This window comes from Lacrimispora sp. YZC11, from assembly GCF_057543815.1.
In genome coordinates, this window is record NZ_BAAJYQ010000002.1 from 245,270 (window position 1) to 270,853 (window position 25,584).

The following is a 25,584-nucleotide window of genomic DNA, read 5'->3' on the forward strand; positions in this document are numbered from 1 at the left end:
GGGGGCGGTAAAATGGGAATTACAAAAGGCGTTTTAAAGCGGCCCGTAACCACCGTCTTAGCAATATTATGCTTGATTGTATTTGGTTTGTCCTCTGTTTTGTCCTCAAAATTGGAACTGACGCCGGAAATGAACTTTCCGATGCTGCTGATCAGCAGCGTTTATGCCGGAGCCAACCCGGAGGATGTGAACGATCTGGTCACCAGGCCGGTGGAAGAAGCCGTAGGTACCCTGTCGGGTATTAAGAATGTTCAGTCCAGCTCCCAGGAGAATGTCTCCATCGTGATGCTGGAGTATGAATATGGTACGGATATGAATAAGGCGTATTCGGATCTGAAAAAGAAAATGGATAATGTTGATCTCCCTGACGATGTGGAAACTCCCAGTGTTATGGAGTTCAATATCAATGAAATGCCGGTGGTGACTCTGGCTGTAAAGGACTCATCCCAGAATAATCTTTACAACTATGTGAACAATAAGATTGTACCTGAATTTGAGAAAATCTCTTCCGTTGCAAGTATAGGTGTTAGCGGAGGCCAAAAGGGCTATGTGAGTGTCCGGCTGATTCCGGAAAAGATGAATCAGTATCATCTTACCATGAATTCCATCAGCCAGGCCATCAAAGCAGCTGATTTTACATACCCGGCAGGAAGTACCGGAGTGGGAAAGCGTGATTTATCTGTCAGCACCGGGGTAGAAGTAGGGAACATTGAAAGTCTTAAAAAGGTCCCTGTAGTGGCTGGCGATGGAAAGACCATTTATATGGAGGATATTGCCGATATTACGGAAACCTCTGAAAATCAGGAAGCCATCGGTCGGTATAATGGGGAAGATACCATTACCTTATCCATTAATAAGCAGCAGAAAAACAGTGCAGTGGATGTTTCCAAGGCCGTGACAAAAACCATTGAAACTTTAAAAAGAGAATATCCCAATCTGGATATTGTAGTAGTTGATGATACCAGTGACCAGATCACATCAGCCCTTAACAGTGTTAAGGACACCATGATCATGGCGGTTATCATTTCCATGATTATTATTTTCCTGTTCTTTGGAGATATCAAGGCATCTCTAATTGTAGGAAGTTCCATTCCGGTATCTATTCTGGTGTCGCTGATCTTAATGGCGGCCATGGGCTTTTCCTTAAACGTCATCACCATGAGCAGTATTGTTCTTGGTGTAGGTATGATGGTGGATAACTCAATAGTGGTTATGGAGAGCTGTTTCCGTTCCCAAAAAGGCACCGGGTTTAGGGAATACATGCAGGCTTCGCTGGAAGGAACAGGAGTTGTGCTGCAGTCCATACTTGGAGGAACCATTACCACCTGTGTCGTATTCATCCCTCTGGCACTCTTGGAAGGCCTTACAGGCCAGCTCTTTAAGCCGCTGGGCTACACAATTGTATTCTGTATGCTGGCGTCTCTGCTTTCGGCTATTACCATTGTTCCTCTGTGCTACAGCCGGTTCCGTCCTATCGAAAAGCAAAATTCTCCTATGGGAGGAATTGTAAAAGCAATGCAGAATGGCTACCGAAGGATCGTGGATAGGCTGCTTAACAGACGTGCTATGGTTATGATCGTGTCGGTTCTGCTTTTGATTGCCTCCATTGCCCTGGCTACCAGACTGGGCTTTGAGTTGATGCCCGAGGTGGATCAGGGAACGGTCACTGTTTCTGCAGAGATGAAACCTGGGCTTAAGGTGGATGAGGCGGATAGAATCCTAAAGAAACTGGAAGATATTGTTACCAGTGAGGAAGATTTAAAGTCCTATATGGTAAACTATGGAGGGAGCGGCCTAAGCTTTAGTGGAGGTAAGAAGGGAACCTTAACCGCTTACTTAAAGGATGACCGAAAGCTGTCCACCAAGGAGATTGTAAACAAGTGGAAAAAGGAGATGAACCAACTTGCTGACTGCAATGTTACGGTAGAGTCCACCTCCTCCATGAGCGAAATGAGCAGTAAAAATGATTTTGAGGTAATTCTTCAAAGCTCCCAGCTGGATAAACTGAAAAGCGTTTCAAACCAGATGGTAGCAGAGCTGATCGAAAGTCCACAGCTCATTAAGGTCCATTCGGACCTGGAAAATGCGGCGCCTGTAATAAAAGTCCGGGTTGACCCTATAAAGGCAGCGGCAGAAGGCGTTGTACCCGCCAATATGGGTGGCTTATTAAACAGCATGCTGAGCGGTACGAAAGCATCCACCATGGATGTGGAAGGCCAGGAAGTTGATATTAAAGTGGAATATCCAAAGGATTCCTATGATACTCTTGATAAAGTAGAGGGAATCATGGTTCCAAACAATTATGGCGGCTCTGTGGCTCTTACGGATATTGCTGATATCGTTTATGAAGACAGTCCTTCCGCAATTAGCAGGAAGAACAAACAATACCTGGTTACCATAACAGGCTCCTTTACCGATGTAGTTAAAACGAAAAAGGATAAAGAAGCTGCAAACAAGGATATTGATGAAAAGATTGTAAATAAGTATTTAAATGATATCGTTACAAGGGCAAAGAACAGTGAAGATGAATCCATGCAGGAGGAGTTTTCCAGCCTGTTTAAAGCGATCGCTACGGCTATATTCCTGATCTTCATCGTTATGGCTGCCCAGTTTGAGTCCCCCAAATTCTCACTGATGGTCATGACGACCATCCCCTTCAGCCTGATCGGCTCCTTTGGATTCCTGGCGGCTGCGGGAGTTGCTATCAGCATGCCATCACTCCTTGGCTTTTTGATGCTCATCGGTACGGTGGTGAATTCAGGTATCCTTTATGTGGATACGGTGAACCAGTACCGCTCAACCATGGATAAGCGCACAGCCCTGATCGAAGCAGGAGCGACCAGACTCCGCCCCATCCTCATGACAACACTCACTACAGTGGTGTCCATGGTTCCTATGGCTATGGCCGTCGGAAAGAATGGGGAGACCATGCAGGGTCTTGCATTAGTAAACGTGGGTGGTTTGACAGCTTCCACCATCTTATCGCTGCTCATGCTTCCGGTATATTATTCCATTATGAGCGGTAAGACGGATAAGAGTTTATTGCCGGATTAAGAGGCAGCAGGGAGCCGGACCTTCGGGAAATCCGGTTCCCTTATGGAAGAAAGTGGATTTCATGTTTCAAGCAGGATATGATAAGATAATGACAGATATATAGCATAAAAATCCCAGTTAAGGAGGATTAAGGATGAGAAGATGGAAACATATTTGTGCGTACTGCCTTGCAGCAGCGTTGACGGTCTCAGGACCGGCGGCAACAGCCTGGGCCGGCAGCCCGGAGTTTGCAAGAACCCCTGAAGAGTGGGCAAGGCTTAGGGATAATGTGATGGAATACGATGAACTGGCCGGCCTGATCCGTGAATATAACGTGACGGTTCAGAAAAACCAGCTGGATATTAATGATAAGAAAAAAGATGACCGGGTTACCAGTGACCAAAATGCCCAATATTACCGGGATGCGGCAAACGATTACAGAAACACAATTACCGGAGATGACCCGGTGTCTGATGCAAGCGGTGCGGCCAGTGCCAACCGGGCGGAAGCCATGGCAGATACCAATGTGGAGGATTTAAAGGTATATCAGCTTACCTATGACCAAGAGGAAGCCAATCTTGTGGCAACGGCCCAGTCCTCCATGGTTGCCTATTATCAGCAGAAGTATGAGCTGGAAAGTGCAAAGAGCAGCTTAGAGCTTTTAGAGGCTGTGTACCAGTCTACGCTGGTAAGGCAAAATGCAGGAATGGCAACCCAGGTGGATGTGCTGGGAGCCTTAGAAAGTGTTCAGAGCACCCAGGCTTCCATTGAGAAGCTGACATCTTCCGTTGAGGAGACCAGGCAAAAACTTTGCGTCATGCTGGGCTGGAAATACAACGACGTACCTGAGATCCTTGAAATTCCGGCTGTAAATATGGAACGCATGGCCGCCATGAGCCCCGACACAGATAAGGAATCCGCCCTTAGCAACAGCTATACCTTAAAAATTAATAAGAGAAAGCTGGAAAATGCCGTTGGGGATGTGACTAAACAGACCTTGAACCGGACGATTGCAAACAATGAGCAGAATATCGGTTCCGATTTGACAAAGCGCTACCGGGCGGTTCTGCAGGCAAAGGCAGCGTATGACCAGGCAGGAGCGGAGTTTGCTCTTGAAAGTAAAAATATGGATACTGCCCAGAGGAAATATGACCTGGGTTCTTTAAGCAAACTAGATTACCTGAAACAGAAAAATGCGTATGACACGAAGAATCTAGCCATAAAGACAGCAGAACTTACCTTGTTCCAGGCGGTTCAGAATTATGATAATGCAGTAAACGGACTGGCTTCGGCGGGAGGTTTATAAGATATGAGAAAAAAAGGCTACTTATCTGCCTGTATGGCAGTGACGCTCGCTCTTTCCACTGCCCTGCCGGTTTACGGGGCAGCAGGCCCCGGCAGTACGGGAACGGCTATTCCTGACGGAATGGCAGAGGAAACGTGGAACAGACTTTACGATCAGACCATAGAATTTGATGAGCTTTCTGATCTGGTGAGGTATTTTAACCCTGATGTTCAGAACATAGCCGATTCGGCCGGAAATGAGTTAAGCAACCAGCAGTATGTCTATGACGAAATGAGAATGTCTATCCGGGATCTCAATGACAATGCTCAAGCGATGAAAGATTCAGGAGCCACAGACAGCAAGGAGGGGATGGAGATATACGAGAACTTAAAAGACACGGCAAAGGGGCTGGATGTCAGGGCGGAGATGATGAATAAAGGAATCAAACGCATTAACGCAGGGGTCAAGAAAAATGTTGACCGCTACTCAAAAACCTTTTCTTCTGCCGCAGACCAGATCATGATAGGTTATAGCAGCGCCTTGGCCAATCGGGATGTGGTTCAAAAAGCGCTGGACGTAAGCATGGCAGGTTATGAGGCACAGTCCCTAAGTCAGAAACAGGGCATGGCAACAGAAGCAGATGTTCTGGCAGCCAATAAAGGGGTCCTGGCAGCCCAGGCGGCTCTTGAGCAGCTTGACAACACCATTGACGGCCTGAAGCGCTCCTTATGCCTGATGACCGGGTATCCGGCGGATGGGGCAGTCCAGATCGGAGAGGTCCCCCAGTTGGATCTTTCCGTTATTACCACCCTGGACCTGGCAGCGGATACAGCAAAAGCGATCGGAAATAATTACGACCTGATTGAAAACCGTCACGGAGCTTCCAACCAGACAACTACCGGTGTAAAGAACAAGGATGCCGGTATTTCAGAGGCTGAGCAAAACCTTACGGTTACCATGCAGTCCTATTATCAGGAGATCCTTCAGTCTAAATCCGCCTATGACGCCGCCTCCACCGCTTATGAAAAGGCAGTGTTGGAAAAGCAGAAGGCTGACCGTTCCTATCAGCTGGGCATGCTGAGCAAGATAAACTATTTGCAGGCCCAGATGGCATTTTCACAGGCAGAGGGAGAAAAACAGAGCGCCTATAACACCCTGTATCAGGCGTATAATACCTACCAGTGGGCGGTTAAGGGGATTGTAACGTCTTCTGAGCAGTAGGTTCCGGCTTGGATAGCAGATCAGCCAGCTTGAAACGGATATGGATCTTCGGATTTTCCCGGCTGATCATCTTATAATCAGATTCATCCATGGAGCTTTTCAGTATTGCTTTGGAAGTATCCGGCACAACCGCATAAGAAGAATCTGTAAAGCAAAGCGGAGGATAAAGGACGCACCACCAGTTGCGTCCTTTTCCTTCGCCTATTTTTACCCGGACGGCCTCATAATTGCCGCAGGGAAATACCATGTCTCCATAGGTTTTGGTGGGAAAGTAACAATTGGTCAGTTCCATATGTGCGGGATAATCATATCCCAGTTTTGTCATGTAGTGTTCTGCTTGTCTTTCCAGGCTGTCCTTGTGAGAGAGGACATATTCTTTTGTTTCCTCAAGGGATGCTTTTTCGCCAAGATCCTCATATATTGAATTGAGCAGCATGGTGCGCACTTTTAATTTCAGGGTTTGATCTTCTGAGCTGTCGCTGTTAGCCAGTACGTGAAAACGCAGGATTTCCGGGGCGATCCGTGCGGCCAGGGCTTCATCCTTTTGCCTTCCGTCTGACAGGGTAAGCAAAAATGCGATCAGAAGACAGGTGATACATAGAAATAAATCACGTCTCTGTTTCATTAGAGTTCCTCCTTTTTCTGGAATCTATTTGTAATTGTTACCATATGTGCTATAATATAAACACTGTAAATTGAGAAATTAATAAGGAGAGCAAAATGGATAGAAAAACTGCGGTTGTACTATTCGGCGGCCAGTCATCGGAGCATATTGTATCCTGTATGTCGGTGGTCAATGTTATTAACCATATTAATAGAGAGAAATACAATGTAATTTTAATTGGGATTACAGAAGAGGGCCGCTGGATTAAAGCGGATTCTGTTGAAGATATAGAAAAAGGCACATGGAAAGAAGGTTCGGTTTCTGCTGTTATCTCTCCTGATGCAACCATGGGTGGTGTTATCCTGATGGATGGGGAAAAGACAGAGGTCATCAGAGTTGATGTGGTATTCCCTGTGCTTCATGGATTGTTTGGAGAGGATGGGACCGTCCAGGGGCTGCTTGAGCTGGCGGGAATTCCATATGTGGGCTGCGGAGTACTGGCTTCTTCAATTTCCATGGATAAATTATATACAAAGATCGTTGTAGAGGATCTGGGGGTCACTCAGGCAGCTTATGTGCCGGTGATGCGCCATGACTTAAAGGACATAGAGGCAGTTGTAGGAAAGGTGGAGGAAAAGTTCTCTTACCCGGTGTTTGTAAAGCCCTCCAATGCAGGCTCTTCCAAGGGAGTTAGCCGGGCGGGCGACGGTCAGGAGCTTATGGAGGCTTTGGTGGAAGCTGGAAAACATGACCGCAAGATTCTGGTAGAAGAGATGATTGTTGGCCGGGAAATCGAATGCGCCGTATTTGGAGGCGGAAACGCGCCGGTGGAAGCTTCCGGAGTAGGGGAGATCCTTGCGGCAGCGGAATTCTATGATTTTGATGCAAAGTATTACAACTCTGACTCCAGGACGGTTGTAGACCCGGTCCTGCCGGAGGGGGCAACAGAGCGGGTAAGAGAAGCCGCTAAGGCCATTTTCCAGGCAGTAGACGGCTATGGCCTGGCAAGAGTCGACTTTTTTGTGAAAAAGGACGGCGGTGTAGTATTCAATGAAATCAATACCATGCCTGGATTTACGGCGATCAGCATGTATCCCATGCTTTGGGAAGCGGCTGGTATGAATAAGGACCGACTGGTTGACCGGCTGATGGAGCATGCAATGGACCGCGGCCGGGTATAGCAGGGCAGGAAAGAGGAAATTTAATGGCAGACAGAAATTCCCCCATTGGAATATTTGATTCCGGCGTTGGCGGGCTTACGGTTGCCCGTGAGATCATGCGGCAGATGCCGGATGAAAGAATTGTATATTTTGGAGATACGGCAAGAGTGCCCTATGGCAGTAAATCCTGCAGCACGGTGGTCCGTTTTACCAGACAGATCATACGCTTTCTTATGACCCAGGATGTGAAGGCTATCGTGATTGCCTGTAATACTGCCACCGCCTGCGCCCTTGAGGCCGTGGAAAAGGAAGTAGATATTCCCATTCTGGGTGTAATCCATGCAGGGGCAAGAACCGCCGTAGAATCTACGAAAAACGGGAAGATCGGCATCATTGGAACAGAAGGTACCATTCGGAGCGGAGTATACACCAGAGTGATGAAGGAAATGAAAGAAGATATTGAAGTGACCGGAAAGCCATGCCCTCTTTTGGTTCCTCTTGTGGAAGAAGGGCTTTTGCACGATTCTGTTACCGATGAGATCGCTTCCAGATATTTAAGTGAATTAAAGGGAAAATATATTGACACACTGGTACTTGGCTGTACCCATTATCCCCTTCTGCGTTCTACCGTGGGAAGGCTTATGGGGCCGGAGGTGACATTGGTAAACCCCGCCTATGAAACGGCCTTAGAGTTAAAACAGGTTTTGGAAGAAAATGACCTTTTATGCGTGCAGAAAAGCAGTGATCTGGAAAAGTACCATTTCTATGTCAGTGATCTGGCAGAAAAGTTCACCAGTTTTGCCGCTTCCATCCTTCCGGGACAGGTGAAAGAGACAAAGCAAATCAATATTGAGGAGTACTAAAGGAGTTTTTACTATGACAAGAGATGTTCTCATTAGCATCAGCGGGATGCAGATTGCAGAAGATGACAGCAATTCGGTTGAGATGATAACAGCCGGTGATTATTTCCTGAAAAACGGCAATCACTACATTCTGTATGACGAGATCCAGGAGGAAGCAGGGGGAGTGACCAAGAACACCATTAAAATCCACCGGTCTGGTCTGGATATCATCAAACGCGGCAGCTCCAGCGTTCATATGACATTTGAAAAGGATAAAAAAAATATGTCATGCTATGCCACGCCCTTTGGAGAACTAATGATCGGGATCAGCACAAAGGATATCCAGATTAATGAGGAAGAGGACAGCTTAAAGGTACGGGTGGCTTATTCTCTGGATATCAATTACCAGCATGTGACGGAATGCAACATTGTGCTGGATATTCATTCCAAAGCCACAGCGGATATTCGCCTTTTAAATTAAAAAAAGACATATGCCATTTGATATGGTACCTCTAAAGTAGACAGTTTAAATATAAAAACTTTTTAAATATTTTGTCTGTCTACTTGGCAGAGGTCAGTTCAATTAGCAGTATGCCTTTTAATTATTTTAAAAAATGCATTCTTTAAGAAGCGGAATTGCCCCATATTTGCCTAAGAGATAATCTTTGGAAAAGCTGGCGTCAGACCGGACCTTTATGTCTGCTAAGGTGTAGAGCCTGGATTCCTGATATTCGTTTATATCCACAAAAGCTACTTCATCACGGCGGAACTGCTGATTATTTAATATAGAGATATCATAAGTCGTGAAAAGAATCTGTATGTTTAAATTTTTATCCTGCTGAAAAGAATCAATAAAAAATTTAGTAACAGCCGGATGGAATTCGTTTGATATGTTATCTATGATCAGAACACCACCTCTTTGGGACAGATGGTAAACCTGTATAAATAGTTGAAGGTATTTCATTGTGCCCAGGGAAACCTTTGTGTAGTCCATATATTGCATCTTGTACTCGCCGGTTTCCCGGGATTTCACACGGTATCCAAGCTTAGGGATTCCCTTTTCAATAATAAATTCTTCTGCCGGGATTCCCAGCTTTCTTAGCTGCGCCAATGCATAATTAAGAGCCTCCGGGTTTTCAAGGGCTTTGTATACCCTTCCATCCATGATTAAGTGACCTGCAAGCTGGAATGGTTCAAGGAAGTCGCAGTAATAGGCAATCTGCTTCGAAAAAAAGGTTTCAAAAGGTTCCATGATTGCCGTGATTTCGGGAATATCCAGGCATGATAAAATAGAACAGAATAACCGGTCCTCGTGAGGGCGGATCCCTGCCTTCTGGCGTAAGGCCTTTTCATATTGGCGTCCAATGGTAATCTCATCGTCATTCCGTGTGAATACCACATGGTTATCCACGGCCAGATTTTCCGAGAGAATTTTCCTGTCGAGGACAGAGAAGCCGTATTCATAGACCCGCTTTTCGCTGATAAAGGAAAGCTCCATTTCCGTGGGCTGGGAATTGGCTCTCTCATCCAGGAACGGAAGGATCTTGTCCAAGGAGCTGATCTGCAGGAGCGACATAAAATGTTTTCTTGGAATGTCCTCCATTGAAAAAAGCTGCCAGAAAATAAAAGAATGAAAGCTGGTAAAAGCGAGAAAAAGATTGGTTTTACCACTGGAGTTTGCTCCATATACGGCCAGAGTCTTAATCAGTTTCTTGTTGCCTGCCATTACCAAATGGTTTGGGTGTTCCTTATAATTAACTGCCCTCATATCAATAAAAGTTTCATCCAGAAAGGAACGGAAGTTTTTAAAACGAAAAGAAATTATCATGGTTTATTATCCTCCTTTACGAGATTATACTGTAAAAGTGTGTAAAAATAAATAAGAATACAAAAAAGTTGTCTACCATGTGATAATTTCGTCAAGGAGCTGCTGTTGCTCCTGGCTGGAACGGGTGAGATAAATTCTCGTAGTCTCGATGCTTTCATGCCCCATTAAATCCGCCAAAAGAGAAATATCGTTAAAACAGGCCAAAAAGTTTTTTGCAAAACGGTGGCGGAAGGAATGAGGATAAACCGTGTCAGGATCTATCCCATAACGCCTTGCCAGATGTTTTAGCTGAAAATTAATCCCCCGTGGGGTGATCAGACGTCCATCTTTATTTAAAAAGAGGAAACCGCTTTTCTTGCCCTTGCTGTGGCACCATTCCAGTGCCTCTTCGCATAGAGAATCAGGGAAATAGATGCGGCGCAGCTTTCCGCCCTTGGAATAAAGATCCAGATAGCCCAGGTTTAAATGCTCTACCTTGATTTGAATCAGTTCACTGACCCTGGCGCCTGTTGTTGCCAGAAAGCGGACGATAAAATACCAGAAATAATTTTTCTCTTCTTTTAATTTGTTTTTAAAGAGATCATAATCTTCATTTGAAATAACGGTATCCAGAAATGTTTTTTGCTGGACTTTCACGGAAGGTAAGTGGTAAGAGGCGACTAAAATGAATTCCTCTCCATAGGTTTCCGCCAAAAAGCGGGAATAATGATTCATGGCATAGATCCGCTGGTTGATGGTTGCAGGACGGTAGCGGGTAATCAGGTAGTTCTTATAACGCTGAAGGCTTTCCGGTGTGATTTCCTTGTACATGCTGTAAAAAAGCCGGACGCTGCCTGCATAGGCTGTGATGGTATTACTTGATAAATTCTTTTTTTTCAAAAACTTCTTAAAATCAATTAACAATTCTTCATTTAACATAATATCCTACCAATTCACAATTTGATTAACGATCTGTTTTTGTTCCGTGCTGCTTCGGTGAAGATAGATCCTTGTGGTTTCGATACTCTCATGTCCTAAAATATCTGAAAGCATGGAAATGTCCCCGCAACTTTCAATAAAATTCTTTGCAAAACGGTGACGGAAAGAATGAGGATAAACCACTTTGGGATCCAAATCATATAGGACGGTAAATTTTTTTAGCTGGCCCCGGATTCCGGCAGGCGTGATCGGATCCCCATAGCGGTTTAAGAACACGTATCCGCTTACACGGTCAATCTGGCGAAGCCATTTCAGTGCATCGTCACGGAGGTTTTTGGGTATGTAGATTCTTCTTATTTTATTATCCTTGGAGTAAATATCCATATAACCGCGTTTTACGTGCTCTACTTTAATCTGGACCAGCTCGCTGACCCGGACGCCTGTGGCTGCCATAAAACGTATTACAAAATAATACAGCATGTTCCCGGAACGTATCAGACACTTTTTTAAGTATTCATAATCTGCCTGGCTGATAACGTTTTCCAGGAATGTTTTCTGCTGGACCCGTATCATCAGCATTTTGGAAGAGGACAGCTTTAAAGACTCCGTGAAGCAATTAAGTGCCCTGATTCTTAAGTTGACTGTCTGGGGCTTGTAATGTTCCATAAGATAACATTTATAAAGCATGAGATTATCATGGCTGATCACATGATATAAACCAAGAAATTGTTTTACTGCGAATAAATACACATGAATGGTATTGGAGGACATGTTGTTAAATTCCAGATAGCTTTGAAAATCATCAAGGCTTTGTTCGACGACACTTTTATTTTCTGCTTCTGAACCAGTTAAAGTATTTTCCTTTATCATATCTTTTTCACTCCTTATGTAATGATGCAAAAACAGTTTTATACAAGTATATATGTAATACGAAAAATAAGCAAGAAAATTTCGAAAAAAATGTATAAAATAACGATTAAATGCATCTAAAGTACGCGTTGCTTTCGATAATTTCCAATATTAGAAGTATAATTACCTCGTAATGCAATTAGGAATTTCGAAGAGTATTTCAAAAAGAAAAAAGGAGAGTGCATTAATTATGAGAAAGCAGACTAAATTAGTTGCTGTATTATCCACAGCAGCACTGCTGGCATTAGGCGCTTCCATGTCCTCTTTCGCAGCAACAGGCTGGCAGGAAGAAAATGGTACATGGGTGTACTATGACAAGAGCGGCGACTTAGAAACAGAGAAGTGGGAAAAATCAGGAGATAACTGGTTCTACTTAAACGAAGACGGTGAGATGGCTACTGATGTTGTCGTTGAATACAGTGACAACTACTATTATGTAGATGAGAATGGTGCCATGGTAACCAATAAGTGGGTTTCCGTTGAGAATGATGATTATGACGGTGGCGATGATGATGATGAAGAACCGATGAACCACTGGTACTATTTCGGATCTAACGGTAAAGCTTTTAAGAGTTCTACTACCGGAAACAATGCTTCTTTCAAGACAGTCAACGGGAAGAAATATGTTTTTGATGATGAAGGCAAGATGTTGTATGGCTGGATTGACGAAACCGGAGAACGGGTAACTGGTGATGACAAATGGCGCGACGGCATTTACTATTGCGGCGATGAGAACGATGGTGCTCAGAGAGTTGGCGAGTGGGCGTATTTAGATATCGTTGATAATAGCTATGATAGCGCGGTTGATCCTGGTGTTTCCAGCGATAACCTGTTTGATGATGAAGACCAGACTCGTTATTTCTATTTCAAGACCAATGGTAAGAAGATGACCGACGAAAAAGGCAAGACCATTAATGGTAAGAAGTACAGCTTTGATGCAGATGGCCGTATGAATGCTGAGTGGGTTAACTGGGAAGCTACGCCTAACGAGGCAACAGACAGCACAGCTACTTCCAGCCAGGGAAATGCTGTATATACCAGAGGATTCAGATATTATGGAAGTCCAGAGGATGGCGCCAGAGTAACCAAGGGTTGGTTCCAGGTTGTGCCTGATTCTTACCTGAACAAGGGTGATTATGATGATGACGAGAACAGCTGGTACTATTCTGATAAAGATGGTAAATTAGTTGCATCTGAAATCAAGACCATTAATGGAAAGAAATATGCATTTGATTCCTATGGCGTAATGAAAGATGGCCTGGTTGCTATTAAGTTTGTTGGAAACAGTACAACTGACATTGCAGATGTTGCAGGTGATGACGACTTAGATGATTACAACTTTGATACAGAAGATGAATTTAAGGATAATGTATCTGATCTGTATACAAAAGCAGATTACAGGCTGTACTATTTTGGCGGCGGTGATGACGGTTCTATGAAGACTGGCAAGCAGAATGTTAGCATTGACGGAGATACTTTCCAGTTCTTATTAAATAAATCCGGAAGCTCAAAGGGACAGGGTAAATTTGGCGTAGATAGTGACAAATATTACCTTGGAGGCATGCTGTTAAAGGCTGATAAGGATGACAAGTATTCTGTAGTTAAGGCCACTACAGTCGATGGAGAATATACAGAGATTAAGCTTCTGACAACAGAGAAATTCTTAGATGATGTAACTTATGAGAAAGTAAACAAACCTGGATATTCCGAGTATTATGAGATTGATGCTGCAGATAAGAAAGATGGTAATAAGACTGTAGTATACAGACTGGTTAATACCTCTGGTAATGTTCAGAAGAGCAAGAGCAAAGCAAAAGATGGCGATGATCGTTGCTACAAAGTAGAAAGCAGCAAAGTGATCACAGCTGTATTTGTAGAAGATTAATTCATTATTAAATGAAATAATTTCAGTTACTTTTCAAGGGCCGTTGTACCATTGTTGAGAAATCAACCTGGGGCAGCGGCCCCCGTTTTTATGAGGAAATCAATATAAAAATACCGCTTCCTGTCGATATTACTGTCAGGAAGCGGCATTTCCAGGTTTATAGGAATTTATTTAGCTGATATACGATTTCAGCATCCACAAAAGTTTCTGATATTCGGCCAAATAGCCATTAAATTGATCTGCGGTTGCTCCATCGTCATCGTCTTCGGCAAGCTTGACGATTTCCTTTGTATCCCGGATCCAGTATTCTACATCCGAAATCAGGCTTTTAATGGTTTCATCTGAGGAGATAGGAACGTCCTCCAGCTCTTTTACGGAAGAGAGTGCCAGTGCCTTCTTTAAGCTGGCTACTGGGGAACCACCCAAAGCCAGCAGCCGCTCCGCAACATCATCCATGATCTGGGCGGTCTGGTCATACAGCTCTTCCAGCTTTGCGTGGAGTGTGAAGAAGCTGCGGCCTTTCACATACCAGTGAAGGTTATGAAGTTTCATATACATGACCTGCTGATTGGCCAGATACTCATTAAGTTTATCAAATAAATTCTTGCTCATTACAATCCTCCTTTTCTTAGCTGTTCATAATGTTTTCATAGTTGGTAGCAACAGCTTTCCAATCAATTACATTGAAAAATGCTTTAATATAGTCAGCTCTGAGATTCTTATATTTTAAGTAGTAGGCGTGTTCCCAAACGTCAATGCCCAGAATTGGGACAAAGCCTCCGCCTTCCATAAGGGGGTTGTCTTGATTGGCACTGGCGGAAAGGACCAGCCTGCCCTCCCGGTTTGCCGACAGCCAGCCCCAGCCGGAGCCAAACTGACCGGCAGCCAGGCCGCTTAACTGATTCTGAAAGTCGGAAAAACTTCCGAAAGCTTTTTCCAAGGCATCTTTTAAGGGACCCACAGGCTCTCCGCCGCCATCAGGGCTCATAGTGGAAAAATAGAGGTTGTGATTGTAGAAGCCGCCTCCATTGTTGCGGATGGCCTTCCTGAGCGCTTCGTCGGAGATGCTGTCCAGAGAAGAGAGCAGGGAGGTGATTTCTTTATCTGCAACACCCGCCTTCTGAGCAGCGTCATTTAAGTTTTTGGTGTAAGCTGCATGATGCTTGGAATAATGAGTCTCCATTGTGAGAGCATCGATATGGGGTTCTAAAGCGTCATATGCGTAAGGTAATTGTATTTGATTAAACATAGTAGTTCTCCTTTCGTTTCTAATTTTTATTTTATATGGAATTGGTTATCTTATAAAGGGGTTAGTTATAACTAACTACCTTGTGGCTTAATTGTATATCATATATACGGTTTTGTCAATCGGTTTTTTAAAATTTAATTGAAAACAACCATGATGGTGATATTTGTCAAAAATATGTTCTAAGAATGAGATTAATGTGAGATTCAAGTCGAATTAAAAGAAAATTGCAATTTATATTTTTAAATCATTGACAGGATAGTGTTGAAAGATATTTTCAAATAAGAATAATGATATATATGTTTTTTAATGTCGAAAAGCGTTGGGCGTTTCTTCTTATTATATATAAAAGCAGAGCCAGTATTTTTCATGAGCCCGTTTTCTGCAAAGAAACGACAAAATAATATCTTATAACCCAAGAATCCATTTTTAATAACAAAAAATGCCGGAGTACGATTTCAATCGCGCTCCGGCATTCTGCACAGATCCTCTTATGATACAGATCATTTTCTAAAAATCGGGTATTGATGTATTCGTAAATACAGAAACCAGATATCTTACTTTCTGCCCTTTTTAAACCTGTCCAGGAATTTTTTCTTTTTCGGCGCCGGAGGAACTGCTTTGCCCCTAAGGCTCTTGATCTCGGTTATGTAGATGCCGCTTACCACAACCTTAGCTTCTGTTTTGACCGGAAGCACTTCGAATACCTTGGCGTCAGCGATCAGTGTCATAACCTTTGGGCCAACCTTTGCCTTTACAATGGGCAGCTTTGTGCGGCGCATATACCAGGGGGTTTGTTCGTACACGATCTTAGGAAGCCCTGCATCCTTTAGCTTCATTTTCTTTTTATCGATTACCAGCATGGATACGGCCTGTGCCGCAGCTTCCAATGCCTGCTGCTGTTCCACCTGACGCTTTTCCAGCTTTCTTCCAAGAAAATAAAGGACTGCCAGAGCCACGGCTGCGATGAAAAGAATCACTAATAATACGTTTAAAAATGTGCTCACCGGGAATACCTCCAATAGTTCATTTTGTAAAATTGGGCCTATCTGCAATAGTATAACACATTTTCTTGGAAAATACAAGCAAAAAATGCTTGACACCTTGACAGTCTCATGATATTATGGAATGTGCACTATTGTGGATTTGTGTGCCTTAAAGGCATATTTATGCCCAAAAACAGAAACAAATAGAAAGAAAACAGGGGTGAAACGTCAATGGAGAAAAGCAGAATGCGTCCGGTCCCAGCCGGTAAGAGCCTGAGAATGAGCTTCTCAAGACAAAAAGAAGTGCTTGAGATGCCAAACCTGATTGAGATTCAAAAGAATTCCTATCAGTGGTTCCTTGATGAAGGGTTAAAGGAAGTCTTTGAAGACATCTCTCCGATTGCAGACTTTGCAGGACACTTAAGTCTTGATTTTGTCAATTTTACTTTATGTAAAGACGACATCAAGTACACAATAGAAGAATGCAAGGAAAGAGATGCAACTTATGCGGCTCCTTTAAAGGTAAAGGTAAGGCTCTGCAATAAAGATAAAGATGAGATTAATGAACATGAGATCTTCATGGGTGATCTTCCGCTTATGACAGATACCGGTTCCTTTGTGATCAACGGTGCCGAGCGAGTTATTGTTAGCCAGTTGGTACGTTCCCCAGGTATATATTATGGCATCGAACATGACAAGGTAGGGAAGGAGCTTTATGCCTGTACGGTAATCCCGAACAGGGGTGCATGGCTGGAGTATGAAACGGACTCCAATGACATCTTCTACGTGCGTGTAGACAGAACCAGAAAGGTTCCGGTAACCGTGCTGATTCGTGCCCTGGGCTTTGGCACCAACGCTGAGATTATTGAACTGTTCGGTGAAGAACCAAAATTATTGGCCAGCTTTGGTAAGGATACGTCCGACAATTACCAGGATGGCTTATTGGAGTTATATAAGAAGATCCGCCCAGGTGAACCTTTATCTGTTGATAGTGCTGAAAGTTTGTTAAATAGTATGTTTTTTGACCCCAGAAGATACGATCTTGCAAAGGTCGGAAGATATAAATTCAATAAAAAGCTTCATTTTAAAAACCGCATTGCAGGCCATGTACTTGCTGAGGATGTGGTAGATACCACAACCGGAGAGATTCTGGCAGAGTCCGGGACCACAGTAGACAAGCAGCTTGCAATCGATATTCAGAACGCGGCTGTTCCTTTTGTCTGGCTGGAAGGAGTGGAGCATAAGCAGAAGGTCCTTTCCAACTTAATGGTTGATCTGACTTCTTTTGTTAACTTTGATCCAAAGGAAGCGGGTATTACAGAGTTAGTATTCTATCCTGCCCTTGAAAAAATTCTGGCAGAAGCTGGCAGCGAGGATGAAGAGACCCTTAAGAAAGCCCTTCACAGAAATATAAACGAACTGATTCCAAAACATATTACAAAGGAAGATATTTTGGCTTCCATCAATTACAACATGCACCTGGAAGAAGAAGTGGGAGCGGCTGACGATATCGATCATTTGGGAAATCGTAGAATCCGTGCTGTTGGCGAGCTTTTGCAGAACCAGTACCGCATCGGTCTTTCCAGAATGGAGCGTGTGGTCAGGGAACGTATGACAACACAGGATATGGATGGCATCACCCCCCAATCCCTGATCAATATCAAGCCAGTCACCGCAGCAGTAAAGGAGTTCTTTGGAAGCTCTCAGCTGTCACAGTTCATGGATCAGAACAACCCGCTGGCAGAGCTGACCCATAAGAGGCGTTTATCTGCATTGGGACCTGGAGGTCTTTCCAGAGACCGTGCCGGATTTGAGGTCCGAGACGTTCACTATACCCATTATGGACGTATGTGCCCAATTGAGACGCCGGAAGGTCCTAACATCGGTCTGATCAACTCTCTTGCTACTTATGCAAGGGTAAACCAGTACGGATTTGTAGAGGCTCCTTACCGTTTGGTGGATAAAACCAATGTCCAGAATCCGGTGGTTACCGATGAAGTCATTTACCTGACTGCTGACGAAGAGGATAATTTCGTAGTCGCACAGGCGAATGAACCTTTGGATGATGACGGTCATTTCGTTCATAAGAATATTTCCGGACGTTTCCGTGAAGAAACTTCCGAATTCCAGAGGAAAAATATTGACCTCATGGACGTTTCTCCAAAGATGGTATTTTCCGTTGCAACTGCCATGATTCCCTTCCTTGAAAACGACGATGCCAACCGTGCCCTCATGGGATCCAACATGCAGCGTCAGGCCGTGCCTCTGCTGACAACAGAGACCCCTGTAGTAGGAACCGGTATGGAATCTAAGGCAGCGGTAGACTCCGGTGTTTGTGTTGTTGCCAGAAATGCCGGCGTTGTAGAACGTTCCGCATCCAATGAAATCATCGTAAAGAGAGATTCAGACGGAGGAAAAGATGTTTACCGCCTGACTAAATTTAAAAGAAGCAACCAGTCTAACTGTTACAACCAGAAGCCAATCGTATATAAGAACAGCCATGTGGAAAAGGGTGAAGTTATTGCAGACGGCCCGTCCACTCAGAACGGCGAGATTGCTCTCGGTAAGAATCCTCTGATCGGATTCATGACCTGGGAGGGTTACAACTACGAGGATGCGGTTCTCTTAAGCGAGAAGCTGGTGCAGGAGGATGTTTATACCTCTGTTCATATTGAGGAATATGAGGCGGAAGCCCGTGACACCAAGTTAGGGCCGGAAGAGATCACGAGGGATGTTCCCGGCGTTGGCGAGGATGCCTTAAAGGATCTTGATGAAAGAGGAATCATAAGAATCGGTGCGGAAGTCCGTGCTGGTGATATTCTGGTTGGGAAGGTTACTCCTAAGGGAGAGACCGAGCTGACCGCAGAGGAGCGGCTGCTGCGTGCCATCTTCGGCGAGAAGGCAAGAGAAGTCCGCGATACCTCCTTAAAAGTTCCTCACGGCGCTTATGGTATTATCGTGGATGCTAAAGTATTTACAAGAGAAAACGGCGATGAGCTTTCCCCAGGCGTGAATCAGACCGTCCGCATTTACATTGCCCAGAAGAGAAAAATCTCTGTAGGTGATAAGATGGCCGGCCGTCACGGAAACAAGGGTGTTGTTTCCCGCGTGCTTCCTGTAGAAGATATGCCGTTCCTCCCCAATGGACGTCCGCTTGATATCGTTTTAAACCCTCTGGGCGTGCCGTCCCGTATGAACATCGGGCAGGTGCTTGAAATCCACTTAAGCCTTGCAGCAAGGGCTCTTGGATTTAACGTATCCACCCCGGTATTTGACGGCGCAAACGAAATCGACATTATGGATACCCTGGATGTAGCCAACGACTATGTAAACACAGATTGGGAAGATTTCCAGGAGAAATATAATGAAACCTTAAAGCCTGAAGTTATCGAGTATCTGGGCGATCACCTGGAGCACAAGGAGCTGTGGAAGGGTGTTCCCGTCAACCGTGACGGTAAAGTACGCCTTCGCGACGGACGTACCGGCGAGTATTTTGACAGCCCGGTTACCATCGGCCACATGCATTATCTGAAGCTGCACCATCTGGTTGACGATAAGATCCATGCCCGTTCCACAGGACCATATTCTCTGGTTACCCAGCAGCCACTCGGCGGTAAAGCCCAGTTCGGCGGCCAGCGTTTCGGAGAGATGGAGGTTTGGGCTCTGGAGGCATATGGCGCTTCCTATACGCTGCAGGAAATCATGACCGTGAAATCCGATGACGTGGTAGGACGTGTGAAGACCTACGAGGCTATTATCAAAGGCGATAATATTCCTGAGCCAGGAATTCCGGAATCCTTCAAGGTATTGTTAAAAGAGCTTCAGTCTCTGGCACTGGATGTAAGAGTGCTGCGTGACGACAATACGGAGGTTCAGATTGCGGAAAGCACCGAATATGAAGAAACTGATTTAAGATCCATCATCGAGGGCGACAGACATTACCGGGAAGAAGAGTCCTTTAGCAACCACGGTTACCAGAAGCAGGAATTCAAGGATGCAGAGCTGGTAAGTGTGGAAGAAGAGGAAATAGAGGAAATAGAGGAAATAGAGGAATTAGAGGAAGCAGAAGCAGACGGTATCGACGATTCTTTTGAGGAGTTCGATGACGCAGAATTTGAAGATTCAGACGAAGAATAATAGAAGGGAGAACCGCTTATGCCTGAAAACAATGAAACTTACCACCCAATGACATTTGATGCCATAAAGATCGGTTTGGCATCTCCGGAGAAGATTCTGGAATGGTCCCATGGTGAGGTGAAAAAGCCTGAGACAATCAACTACAGAACCTTAAAGCCGGAAAAAGACGGTTTGTTCTGTGAACGGATCTTTGGACCTAGCAAGGACTGGGAATGCCATTGTGGTAAATATAAGAAAATCCGGTACAAAGGCGTTATCTGTGACCGATGCGGCGTTGAAGTAACCAAGGCCAGTGTCCGCAGAGAGCGTATGGGTCATATACAGCTTGCGGCTCCTGTTTCCCATATCTGGTATTTTAAGGGGATCCCCAGCCGCATGGGTCTGATCCTGGACATTTCTCCAAGAACCCTGGAAAAGGTGCTGTATTTTGCATCTTATGTGGTGCTTGATGCCGGCAATACGGGACTGCAGTATAAGCAGGTTTTATCAGAAAAGGAATTCCGGGAAGAAGTTGAGAAATACGGCTACGGCTCATTCCGTGTAGGAATGGGAGCAGAAGCCATTCTGGAACTTTTACATTCCATTGACCTTGAAAAGGACTCTGAGGAGTTAAAGAAAGGGTTAAAGGAAGCTACCGGACAGAAACGTGCCAGAATTATCAAGAGGCTGGAAGTTGTAGAGGCATTCCGCAATTCCGGCAACTTACCGGAGTGGATGATCATGACGGTGGTTCCGGTAATTCCGCCGGATATCCGTCCCATGGTACAGCTTGACGGCGGCCGTTTTGCAACTTCCGACTTAAATGATTTATACAGAAGGATCATAAACCGTAACAACCGTCTGGCCCGTCTCTTGGAGCTGGGAGCTCCGGACATCATTGTCCGCAACGAAAAGCGTATGCTTCAGGAAGCGGTGGACGCCCTCATTGATAACGGCAGACGGGGAAGGCCGGTAACCGGACCAGGAAACCGTGCCTTAAAGTCCCTTTCCGATATGCTTAAGGGAAAACAGGGCCGTTTCCGTCAGAACCTTTTAGGAAAGCGTGTGGACTATTCCGGCCGTTCCGTTATCGTAGTCGGACCGGAACTTAAGATTTACCAGTGCGGTCTGCCAAAAGAAATGGCTATCGAGCTGTTTAAACCTTTTGTTATGAAAGAGCTTGTTTCCAACGGAACCGCTCACAATATAAAGAATGCAAAAAAGATGGTGGAGCGTCTACAGACAGAAGTTTGGGATGTGCTGGAAGATGTAATCAAGGAACATCCGGTTATGTTAAACCGTGCGCCTACCCTTCACAGACTTGGTATCCAGGCATTTGAGCCAATTCTGGTAGAAGGTAAAGCCATTAAGCTTCACCCTCTGGTTTGTACTGCGTTCAACGCCGACTTTGATGGAGACCAGATGGCGGTCCATCTGCCTCTTTCCGTGGAAGCCCAGGCAGAATGCCGTTTCCTTCTGCTATCACCCAACAACTTATTAAAGCCGTCAGACGGCGGCCCTGTGGCAGTTCCTTCTCAGGATATGGTTCTGGGAATTTACTACCTTACTCAGGAAAGGCCGGGAGCCAAGGGCGAAGGAATGGTATTTAAGAGCGTGAATGAAGCAATTCTCGCTTATGAAAACCAGGCAGTTACCCTTCATTCCAGAATTAAGGCCAGAGTGAGCAAAAAAATGGCAGACGGAACCGTAAAAACCGGTTCTGTGGAATCAACCGTAGGCCGTTTCATCTTCAATGAGATCGTTCCTCAGGACCTTGGCTTTGTTGACCGGTCTATTCCAGGCAACGAGCTTCTGATGGAAGTTGATTTCCATGTAGGAAAGAAGCAGTTAAAGCAGATTCTTGAAAAGGTCATTAACGTCCATGGTGCAGTTCAGACTGCGGAAACCTTAGATGACATCAAGGCCATTGGTTATAAGTACTCTACCAAAGCCGCTATGACCGTATCCATTTCCGACATGACAGTGCCGGAGAGCAAACCGAAGCTGATTGCTGACGCACAGGCAACGGTTGACCAGATTGCAAAGAACTTCCGCCGCGGACTTATTACGGAGGAAGAGCGCTATAAAGAAGTAATTGACACATGGAAAGTCACTGATGACCAGTTGACCCATGACCTGCTGACCGGACTTGATAAGTATAACAACATCTATATGATGGCCGATTCCGGAGCCCGTGGTTCTGATAAGCAGATCAAACAGCTGGCAGGTATGCGTGGACTTATGGCCGATACCACAGGCCACACCATTGAACTTCCTATCAAGTCCAACTTCCGTGAAGGTCTTGACGTACTGGAGTACTTTATCTCCGCTCACGGTGCACGTAAAGGACTTTCCGATACGGCTCTCCGTACCGCTGACTCCGGTTATCTGACCAGACGTCTGGTAGACGTTTCCCAGGATATGATTATCCGTGAGATCGACTGCTGCGAAGGCAAAGATAATCCGTTTATGGAAATCAAGGCATTTACGGATGGTGAGGAAACCATTGAGAGCCTGCAGGAGCGTCTCACAGGACGGTTCATTGCGGAAACCATAACAGATCCGGATACCGGAGAAGTGATTGTGAAAGCGAACCACATGTGTACGCCTAAGCGTGCGGTAATGGTTATGAACGTGTTAAAGAAGCTTGGCCGTGATTCCGTGAAGATCCGTACTGTTTTGACCTGTAAATCCCATATGGGTGTTTGTGCAAAATGTTACGGTGCCAACATGGCTACCGGACAGCCGGTTCAGGTAGGCGAAGCAGTCGGCATCATCGCTGCCCAGTCCATCGGTGAGCCAGGTACCCAGCTTACCATGCGTACGTTCCATACCGGCGGTGTTGCCGGTGGCGATATCACACAGGGTCTTCCACGTGTTGAGGAGCTTTTTGAGGCTCGTAAGCCTAAGGGCCTTGCAATCATCGCAGAGTTCGGCGGCGTAGTGGCCATTAAGGACACTAAGAAAAAGCGGGAGATCATTGTGACGGAGAACGAAACAGGCAACTCCAAGACCTATTTGATCCCTTACGGATCCAGAATCAAGGTTCAGGATGGCCAGGTGCTCGAGGCCGGTGATGAGCTGACGGAAGGTAGTGTGAACCCACACGATATCTTAAAGATCAAGGGCGTTCGTGCGGTCCAGGATTACATGATCCAGGAAGTACAGCGTGTATACCGCTTGCAGGGTGTAGAAATCAATGACAAGCATGTTGAGATGATCGTAAGACAGATGCTTAAGAAGATCAAGATCGAGGAGAGCGGAGACAGTGATGTGCTTCCGGGAACCTCCATGGATGTTCTGGATTACAATGACTTAAATGAAGCCCTTCTTGCAGAAGGAAAGAACCCGGCAGATGGAAAACAGGTTATGCTTGGTATTACAAAAGCATCTCTGGCTACTGATTCCTTCTTATCCGCTGCCTCCTTCCAGGAGACCACAAAGGTTCTGACCGAAGCTGCCATTAACGGCAAGGTGGACCACTTAATTGGTCTGAAGGAGAACGTAATCATCGGTAAGCCGATTCCGGCAGGTACCGGTATGAAGCGTTACCGTACCATCAGACTGAATACAGATTCTGCTTTCGAGGAAAAGGATGAGATCAAGTTGTCAGAGGATGAGGATGAGATCCTGCTGACAGAAGATGGATTTAATGAGGCGGAAGAGGTTCTGGATATTGACGAGAATATAATAGAAGAATAAGCAATGAGATAGCCCTTGGCAGGATTAGACTGCCAGGGGCTTTTTTAATGGCAATAATTTATGGTATTTGCATAAGAAAACAAAATTTTTCTTTATTTCCCCATGCTATAATTATAAAAAAGAGGAGGTAAAGAAAATGAAAAGTGTTGAACAGAAAGTATTTCCATATCTTTTGCTGGCGCCGACTCTGGTAATTTTCGGGCTGTTTCTGTTCTTTCCCGCTATCAATGGAATGTGGATTTCCCTGACAAAATGGGATGGAGTGAATCCTCAGAAATTTATAGGAATTCAAAACTATGTTAAGCTTTTGTCAGACCGGAGCTTCTGGGGATCCTTTTTCCGGACCATATTTTTTACCGCAGTTTCAGTTCCCTTTGTTTATGTATCTTCTCTGGGACTGGCTGTGCTTTTGACCGGAAATATTAAGGGAAGTGATTTTTTTCGGGCAGTGTTTTACTGGCCGACCATGATTTCCAGTATTATCGTAGGATTAACCTGGAGATTTCTGCTGGGCGAGGATTTTGGGGTCATCAATTATCTGCTGACTTCATGGGGCAAGGTTCCGGTCAAGTGGCTGACCGATCAGAATAATGCCATGGGAGTTGTGATATTTGTCACGGCCTGGAGCATGTCCGGTTACTATATGGTCATGTTCGTTTCCGGCATTAAGTCTATCTCTGAGACTTATTATGAAGCTTCCAGAATCGATGGCGCAGGGGCATGGCATCAGTTCCGCTATATTACCCTGCCCCTTTTAAAGCCTACCAGCCTGCTGGTCATTGTTCTCTCCACGGTCACCATTATTAAAACCTATCCTCTTGTATATGCCCTGACACAGGGAGGTCCGGCAGGAGCTACAAAATTCATGGTTCAGGCCATTCAGGAGACAGGTTTTGAAAAGAACCAGATGGGGTATGCCAGTGCTATGACCATGATCTTGTTTCTCCTTTTAGCTATGTTTACTGTTTTGCAATTTAAGATTAACAAGGGAGGAGAACAGGATGCAGACTGATATGAAAAAAAGATTTTCGGCAGGGATCACATGGGTGCTTTTACTGCTTCTCACCTTCCTGTTTTTGATGCCCGTTGTCTGGGTCATCTGCTCTTCCTTTAAAAGCACGGGAGAGCTGTTTGCCTGGCCGCCCAGCTTATTTGGAAAGAGCCCCTCTCTTGGCAACTACCGGAGGGCTATGGCAGAAGGTCGTTTTGGTATTTACTTTTTTAACACCGTGTTTGCCAGCGTGATTGCCACATGTCTGACTATTGTGGTAAATGTAATGTCCGGCTATGCCTTTGCCAAGTATCACTTTAAGGGGGAAAAGCTGCTTTTCGGCATCGTTCTGGCAACCCTGATGGTGCCCTTAGAGGTCATCATGATTCCGATTTTCAAGGTGATCGTAGCTGTTAATCTTTATAACAGCTTATGGGGTCTGATCATTCCGGCGGTGGCGTCGCCCACGGCAGTTTTTCTGGTAAGACAGTATTATGTGGGTATTCCTGACGCCTATATGGAGGCCGCAAGGATCGACGGTGCTTCTGAGCTGAATATATTGATGAGGGTCATGCTTCCTCTTGCAAAACCAGTCATTTCCGTGCTCTGTATTTTTTCTTTTATGTGGAGATGGAATGATTATCTCTGGCCTAAACTGGTTATTAACAGCAAGGAGCGTTACACCATTCAGCTGGCACTGGCAAATTATTCGGGAGAATATTCCGTGGATTGGAACAGCTTACTTGCCATGTCGGTGGTTTCCATGATACCGGTTATTATTGTTTTTATTACATTGCAGAAATACATCATCGGCGGCATGACGGCCGGCGGAGTAAAAGAATGATTGGAGAGGAAGAG

At 45.1% G+C, this 25,584-nt stretch carries 18 protein-coding genes; 11 read left to right on the forward strand and 7 right to left on the reverse strand.

What is annotated here, in order from left to right:
- The first annotated feature begins 12 nt into the window (after window positions 1-12).
- The 3 genes from AC27IJ_RS01070 (at window position 13) to AC27IJ_RS01080 (ending at window position 5,539) form a co-directional block, all read left to right on the forward strand.
- Complete coding sequence (locus tag AC27IJ_RS01070; protein ID WP_312444773.1) at window positions 13-3,054, forward strand: efflux RND transporter permease subunit; 3,042 nt, start codon at window positions 13-15, stop codon at window positions 3,052-3,054.
- 133 nt (window positions 3,055-3,187) lie between these two features.
- Window positions 3,188-4,339, forward strand: coding sequence for a TolC family protein (locus tag AC27IJ_RS01075; protein ID WP_487147265.1), 1,152 nt, complete (start codon window positions 3,188-3,190; stop codon window positions 4,337-4,339).
- A 3-nt stretch (window positions 4,340-4,342) separates the two neighbouring features.
- Entirely contained in the window at window positions 4,343-5,539 is a 1,197-nt protein-coding gene (locus AC27IJ_RS01080; RefSeq protein WP_487147266.1) for a TolC family protein, read from the forward strand.
- On the opposite strand, the gene spoIIR is transcribed toward AC27IJ_RS01080, so the two are convergent.
- Window positions 5,508-6,164 carry a stage II sporulation protein R gene (gene spoIIR / locus AC27IJ_RS01085; protein ID WP_487147267.1) on the reverse strand — a complete coding sequence of 219 codons (657 nt, stop codon included), beginning with the start codon at window positions 6,162-6,164 and terminating at the stop codon, window positions 5,508-5,510. The genes AC27IJ_RS01080 and spoIIR overlap by 32 nt on opposite strands.
- Before the next feature lie 95 nt (window positions 6,165-6,259).
- Here spoIIR and AC27IJ_RS01090 point away from each other — a divergent pair, with 95 nt between their 5' ends.
- From AC27IJ_RS01090 to AC27IJ_RS01100, 3 genes are read left to right on the forward strand one after another with little or no spacing between them, the layout of a single operon-like run.
- Window positions 6,260-7,324: a D-alanine--D-alanine ligase family protein gene (locus AC27IJ_RS01090; RefSeq protein WP_312502842.1), complete on the forward strand. Its 1,065-nt coding sequence runs from the start codon at window positions 6,260-6,262 to the stop codon at window positions 7,322-7,324.
- A 23-nt stretch (window positions 7,325-7,347) separates the two neighbouring features.
- Window positions 7,348-8,166: a glutamate racemase gene (murI, locus tag AC27IJ_RS01095; RefSeq protein ID WP_312502844.1), complete on the forward strand. Its 819-nt coding sequence runs from the start codon at window positions 7,348-7,350 to the stop codon at window positions 8,164-8,166.
- 13 nt (window positions 8,167-8,179) lie between these two features.
- Window positions 8,180-8,626, forward strand: a complete 447-nt coding sequence (locus AC27IJ_RS01100; RefSeq protein WP_312444763.1) for a YwiB family protein — start codon at window positions 8,180-8,182, stop codon at window positions 8,624-8,626.
- A 126-nt stretch (window positions 8,627-8,752) separates the two neighbouring features.
- On the opposite strand, the gene AC27IJ_RS01105 is transcribed toward AC27IJ_RS01100, so the two are convergent.
- The 3 genes from AC27IJ_RS01105 to AC27IJ_RS01115 all read right to left on the reverse strand — a co-directional run bounded on the left by AC27IJ_RS01105 (window position 8,753) and on the right by AC27IJ_RS01115 (window position 11,761).
- The gene (locus AC27IJ_RS01105) at window positions 8,753-9,973 is read right to left on the reverse strand and encodes an AAA family ATPase (protein ID WP_313151749.1); all 1,221 of its coding nucleotides are present in this window, start codon (window positions 9,971-9,973) and stop codon (window positions 8,753-8,755) included.
- Window positions 9,974-10,045: 72 nt separating this feature from the next.
- Entirely contained in the window at window positions 10,046-10,891 is an 846-nt protein-coding gene (locus AC27IJ_RS01110) for a tyrosine-type recombinase/integrase (RefSeq protein WP_312444760.1), read from the reverse strand.
- 6 nt (window positions 10,892-10,897) lie between these two features.
- On the reverse strand, window positions 10,898-11,761 hold the full coding sequence (locus AC27IJ_RS01115; protein ID WP_312444758.1) for a tyrosine-type recombinase/integrase: 864 nt from the start codon (window positions 11,759-11,761) through the stop codon (window positions 10,898-10,900).
- Between the two features lie 229 nt (window positions 11,762-11,990).
- Here AC27IJ_RS01115 and AC27IJ_RS01120 point away from each other — a divergent pair, with 229 nt between their 5' ends.
- Window positions 11,991-13,685 carry a cell wall-binding protein gene (locus tag AC27IJ_RS01120; RefSeq protein WP_487147268.1) on the forward strand — a complete coding sequence of 565 codons (1,695 nt, stop codon included), beginning with the start codon at window positions 11,991-11,993 and terminating at the stop codon, window positions 13,683-13,685.
- A 171-nt stretch (window positions 13,686-13,856) separates the two neighbouring features.
- Here the strand turns inward: AC27IJ_RS01120 and AC27IJ_RS01125 are convergent, their stop codons facing one another.
- The 3 genes from AC27IJ_RS01125 to AC27IJ_RS01135 form a co-directional block, all read right to left on the reverse strand.
- Complete coding sequence (locus AC27IJ_RS01125) at window positions 13,857-14,297, reverse strand: Dps family protein (RefSeq protein WP_312445875.1); 441 nt, start codon at window positions 14,295-14,297, stop codon at window positions 13,857-13,859.
- A 16-nt stretch (window positions 14,298-14,313) separates the two neighbouring features.
- Complete coding sequence (locus tag AC27IJ_RS01130; RefSeq protein WP_487147269.1) at window positions 14,314-14,934, reverse strand: superoxide dismutase; 621 nt, start codon at window positions 14,932-14,934, stop codon at window positions 14,314-14,316.
- A gap of 554 nt (window positions 14,935-15,488) precedes the next feature.
- A complete protein-coding gene (locus tag AC27IJ_RS01135; RefSeq protein WP_312504395.1) occupies window positions 15,489-15,938 on the reverse strand; it encodes a hypothetical protein in 450 nt (149 codons plus the stop codon).
- A 210-nt stretch (window positions 15,939-16,148) separates the two neighbouring features.
- Here AC27IJ_RS01135 and rpoB point away from each other — a divergent pair, with 210 nt between their 5' ends.
- The 4 genes from rpoB to AC27IJ_RS01155 all read left to right on the forward strand — a co-directional run bounded on the left by rpoB (window position 16,149) and on the right by AC27IJ_RS01155 (window position 25,570).
- Window positions 16,149-20,054: a DNA-directed RNA polymerase subunit beta gene (gene rpoB, locus AC27IJ_RS01140; RefSeq protein ID WP_312445878.1), complete on the forward strand. Its 3,906-nt coding sequence runs from the start codon at window positions 16,149-16,151 to the stop codon at window positions 20,052-20,054.
- An 18-nt stretch (window positions 20,055-20,072) separates the two neighbouring features.
- Complete coding sequence (gene rpoC / locus AC27IJ_RS01145) at window positions 20,073-23,735, forward strand: DNA-directed RNA polymerase subunit beta' (RefSeq protein ID WP_312445879.1); 3,663 nt, start codon at window positions 20,073-20,075, stop codon at window positions 23,733-23,735.
- Between the two features lie 136 nt (window positions 23,736-23,871).
- Complete coding sequence (locus AC27IJ_RS01150) at window positions 23,872-24,747, forward strand: carbohydrate ABC transporter permease (RefSeq protein ID WP_313153049.1); 876 nt, start codon at window positions 23,872-23,874, stop codon at window positions 24,745-24,747.
- Between the two features lies 1 nt (window position 24,748).
- The gene (locus tag AC27IJ_RS01155) at window positions 24,749-25,570 is read left to right on the forward strand and encodes a carbohydrate ABC transporter permease (protein ID WP_312445883.1); all 822 of its coding nucleotides are present in this window, start codon (window positions 24,749-24,751) and stop codon (window positions 25,568-25,570) included.
- Window positions 25,571-25,584: the final 14 nt, after the last annotated feature.

Coding starts and splice junctions, on each gene's coding strand:
- AC27IJ_RS01070 (WP_312444773.1), top strand. CDS start 13: ATGGGAATTACAAAAGGCGTTTTAAAGCGGCCCGTAACCACCGTCTTA.
- AC27IJ_RS01075 (WP_487147265.1), top strand. CDS start 3,188: ATGAGAAGATGGAAACATATTTGTGCGTACTGCCTTGCAGCAGCGTTG.
- AC27IJ_RS01080 (WP_487147266.1), top strand. CDS start 4,343: ATGAGAAAAAAAGGCTACTTATCTGCCTGTATGGCAGTGACGCTCGCT.
- spoIIR (WP_487147267.1), bottom strand. CDS start 6,164: ATGAAACAGAGACGTGATTTATTTCTATGTATCACCTGTCTTCTGATC.
- AC27IJ_RS01090 (WP_312502842.1), top strand. CDS start 6,260: ATGGATAGAAAAACTGCGGTTGTACTATTCGGCGGCCAGTCATCGGAG.
- murI (WP_312502844.1), top strand. CDS start 7,348: ATGGCAGACAGAAATTCCCCCATTGGAATATTTGATTCCGGCGTTGGC.
- AC27IJ_RS01100 (WP_312444763.1), top strand. CDS start 8,180: ATGACAAGAGATGTTCTCATTAGCATCAGCGGGATGCAGATTGCAGAA.
- AC27IJ_RS01105 (WP_313151749.1), bottom strand. CDS start 9,973: ATGATAATTTCTTTTCGTTTTAAAAACTTCCGTTCCTTTCTGGATGAA.
- AC27IJ_RS01110 (WP_312444760.1), bottom strand. CDS start 10,891: ATGTTAAATGAAGAATTGTTAATTGATTTTAAGAAGTTTTTGAAAAAA.
- AC27IJ_RS01115 (WP_312444758.1), bottom strand. CDS start 11,761: ATGATAAAGGAAAATACTTTAACTGGTTCAGAAGCAGAAAATAAAAGT.
- AC27IJ_RS01120 (WP_487147268.1), top strand. CDS start 11,991: ATGAGAAAGCAGACTAAATTAGTTGCTGTATTATCCACAGCAGCACTG.
- AC27IJ_RS01125 (WP_312445875.1), bottom strand. CDS start 14,297: ATGAGCAAGAATTTATTTGATAAACTTAATGAGTATCTGGCCAATCAG.
- AC27IJ_RS01130 (WP_487147269.1), bottom strand. CDS start 14,934: ATGTTTAATCAAATACAATTACCTTACGCATATGACGCTTTAGAACCC.
- rpoB (WP_312445878.1), top strand. CDS start 16,149: ATGGAGAAAAGCAGAATGCGTCCGGTCCCAGCCGGTAAGAGCCTGAGA.
- rpoC (WP_312445879.1), top strand. CDS start 20,073: ATGCCTGAAAACAATGAAACTTACCACCCAATGACATTTGATGCCATA.
- AC27IJ_RS01150 (WP_313153049.1), top strand. CDS start 23,872: ATGAAAAGTGTTGAACAGAAAGTATTTCCATATCTTTTGCTGGCGCCG.
- AC27IJ_RS01155 (WP_312445883.1), top strand. CDS start 24,749: ATGAAAAAAAGATTTTCGGCAGGGATCACATGGGTGCTTTTACTGCTT.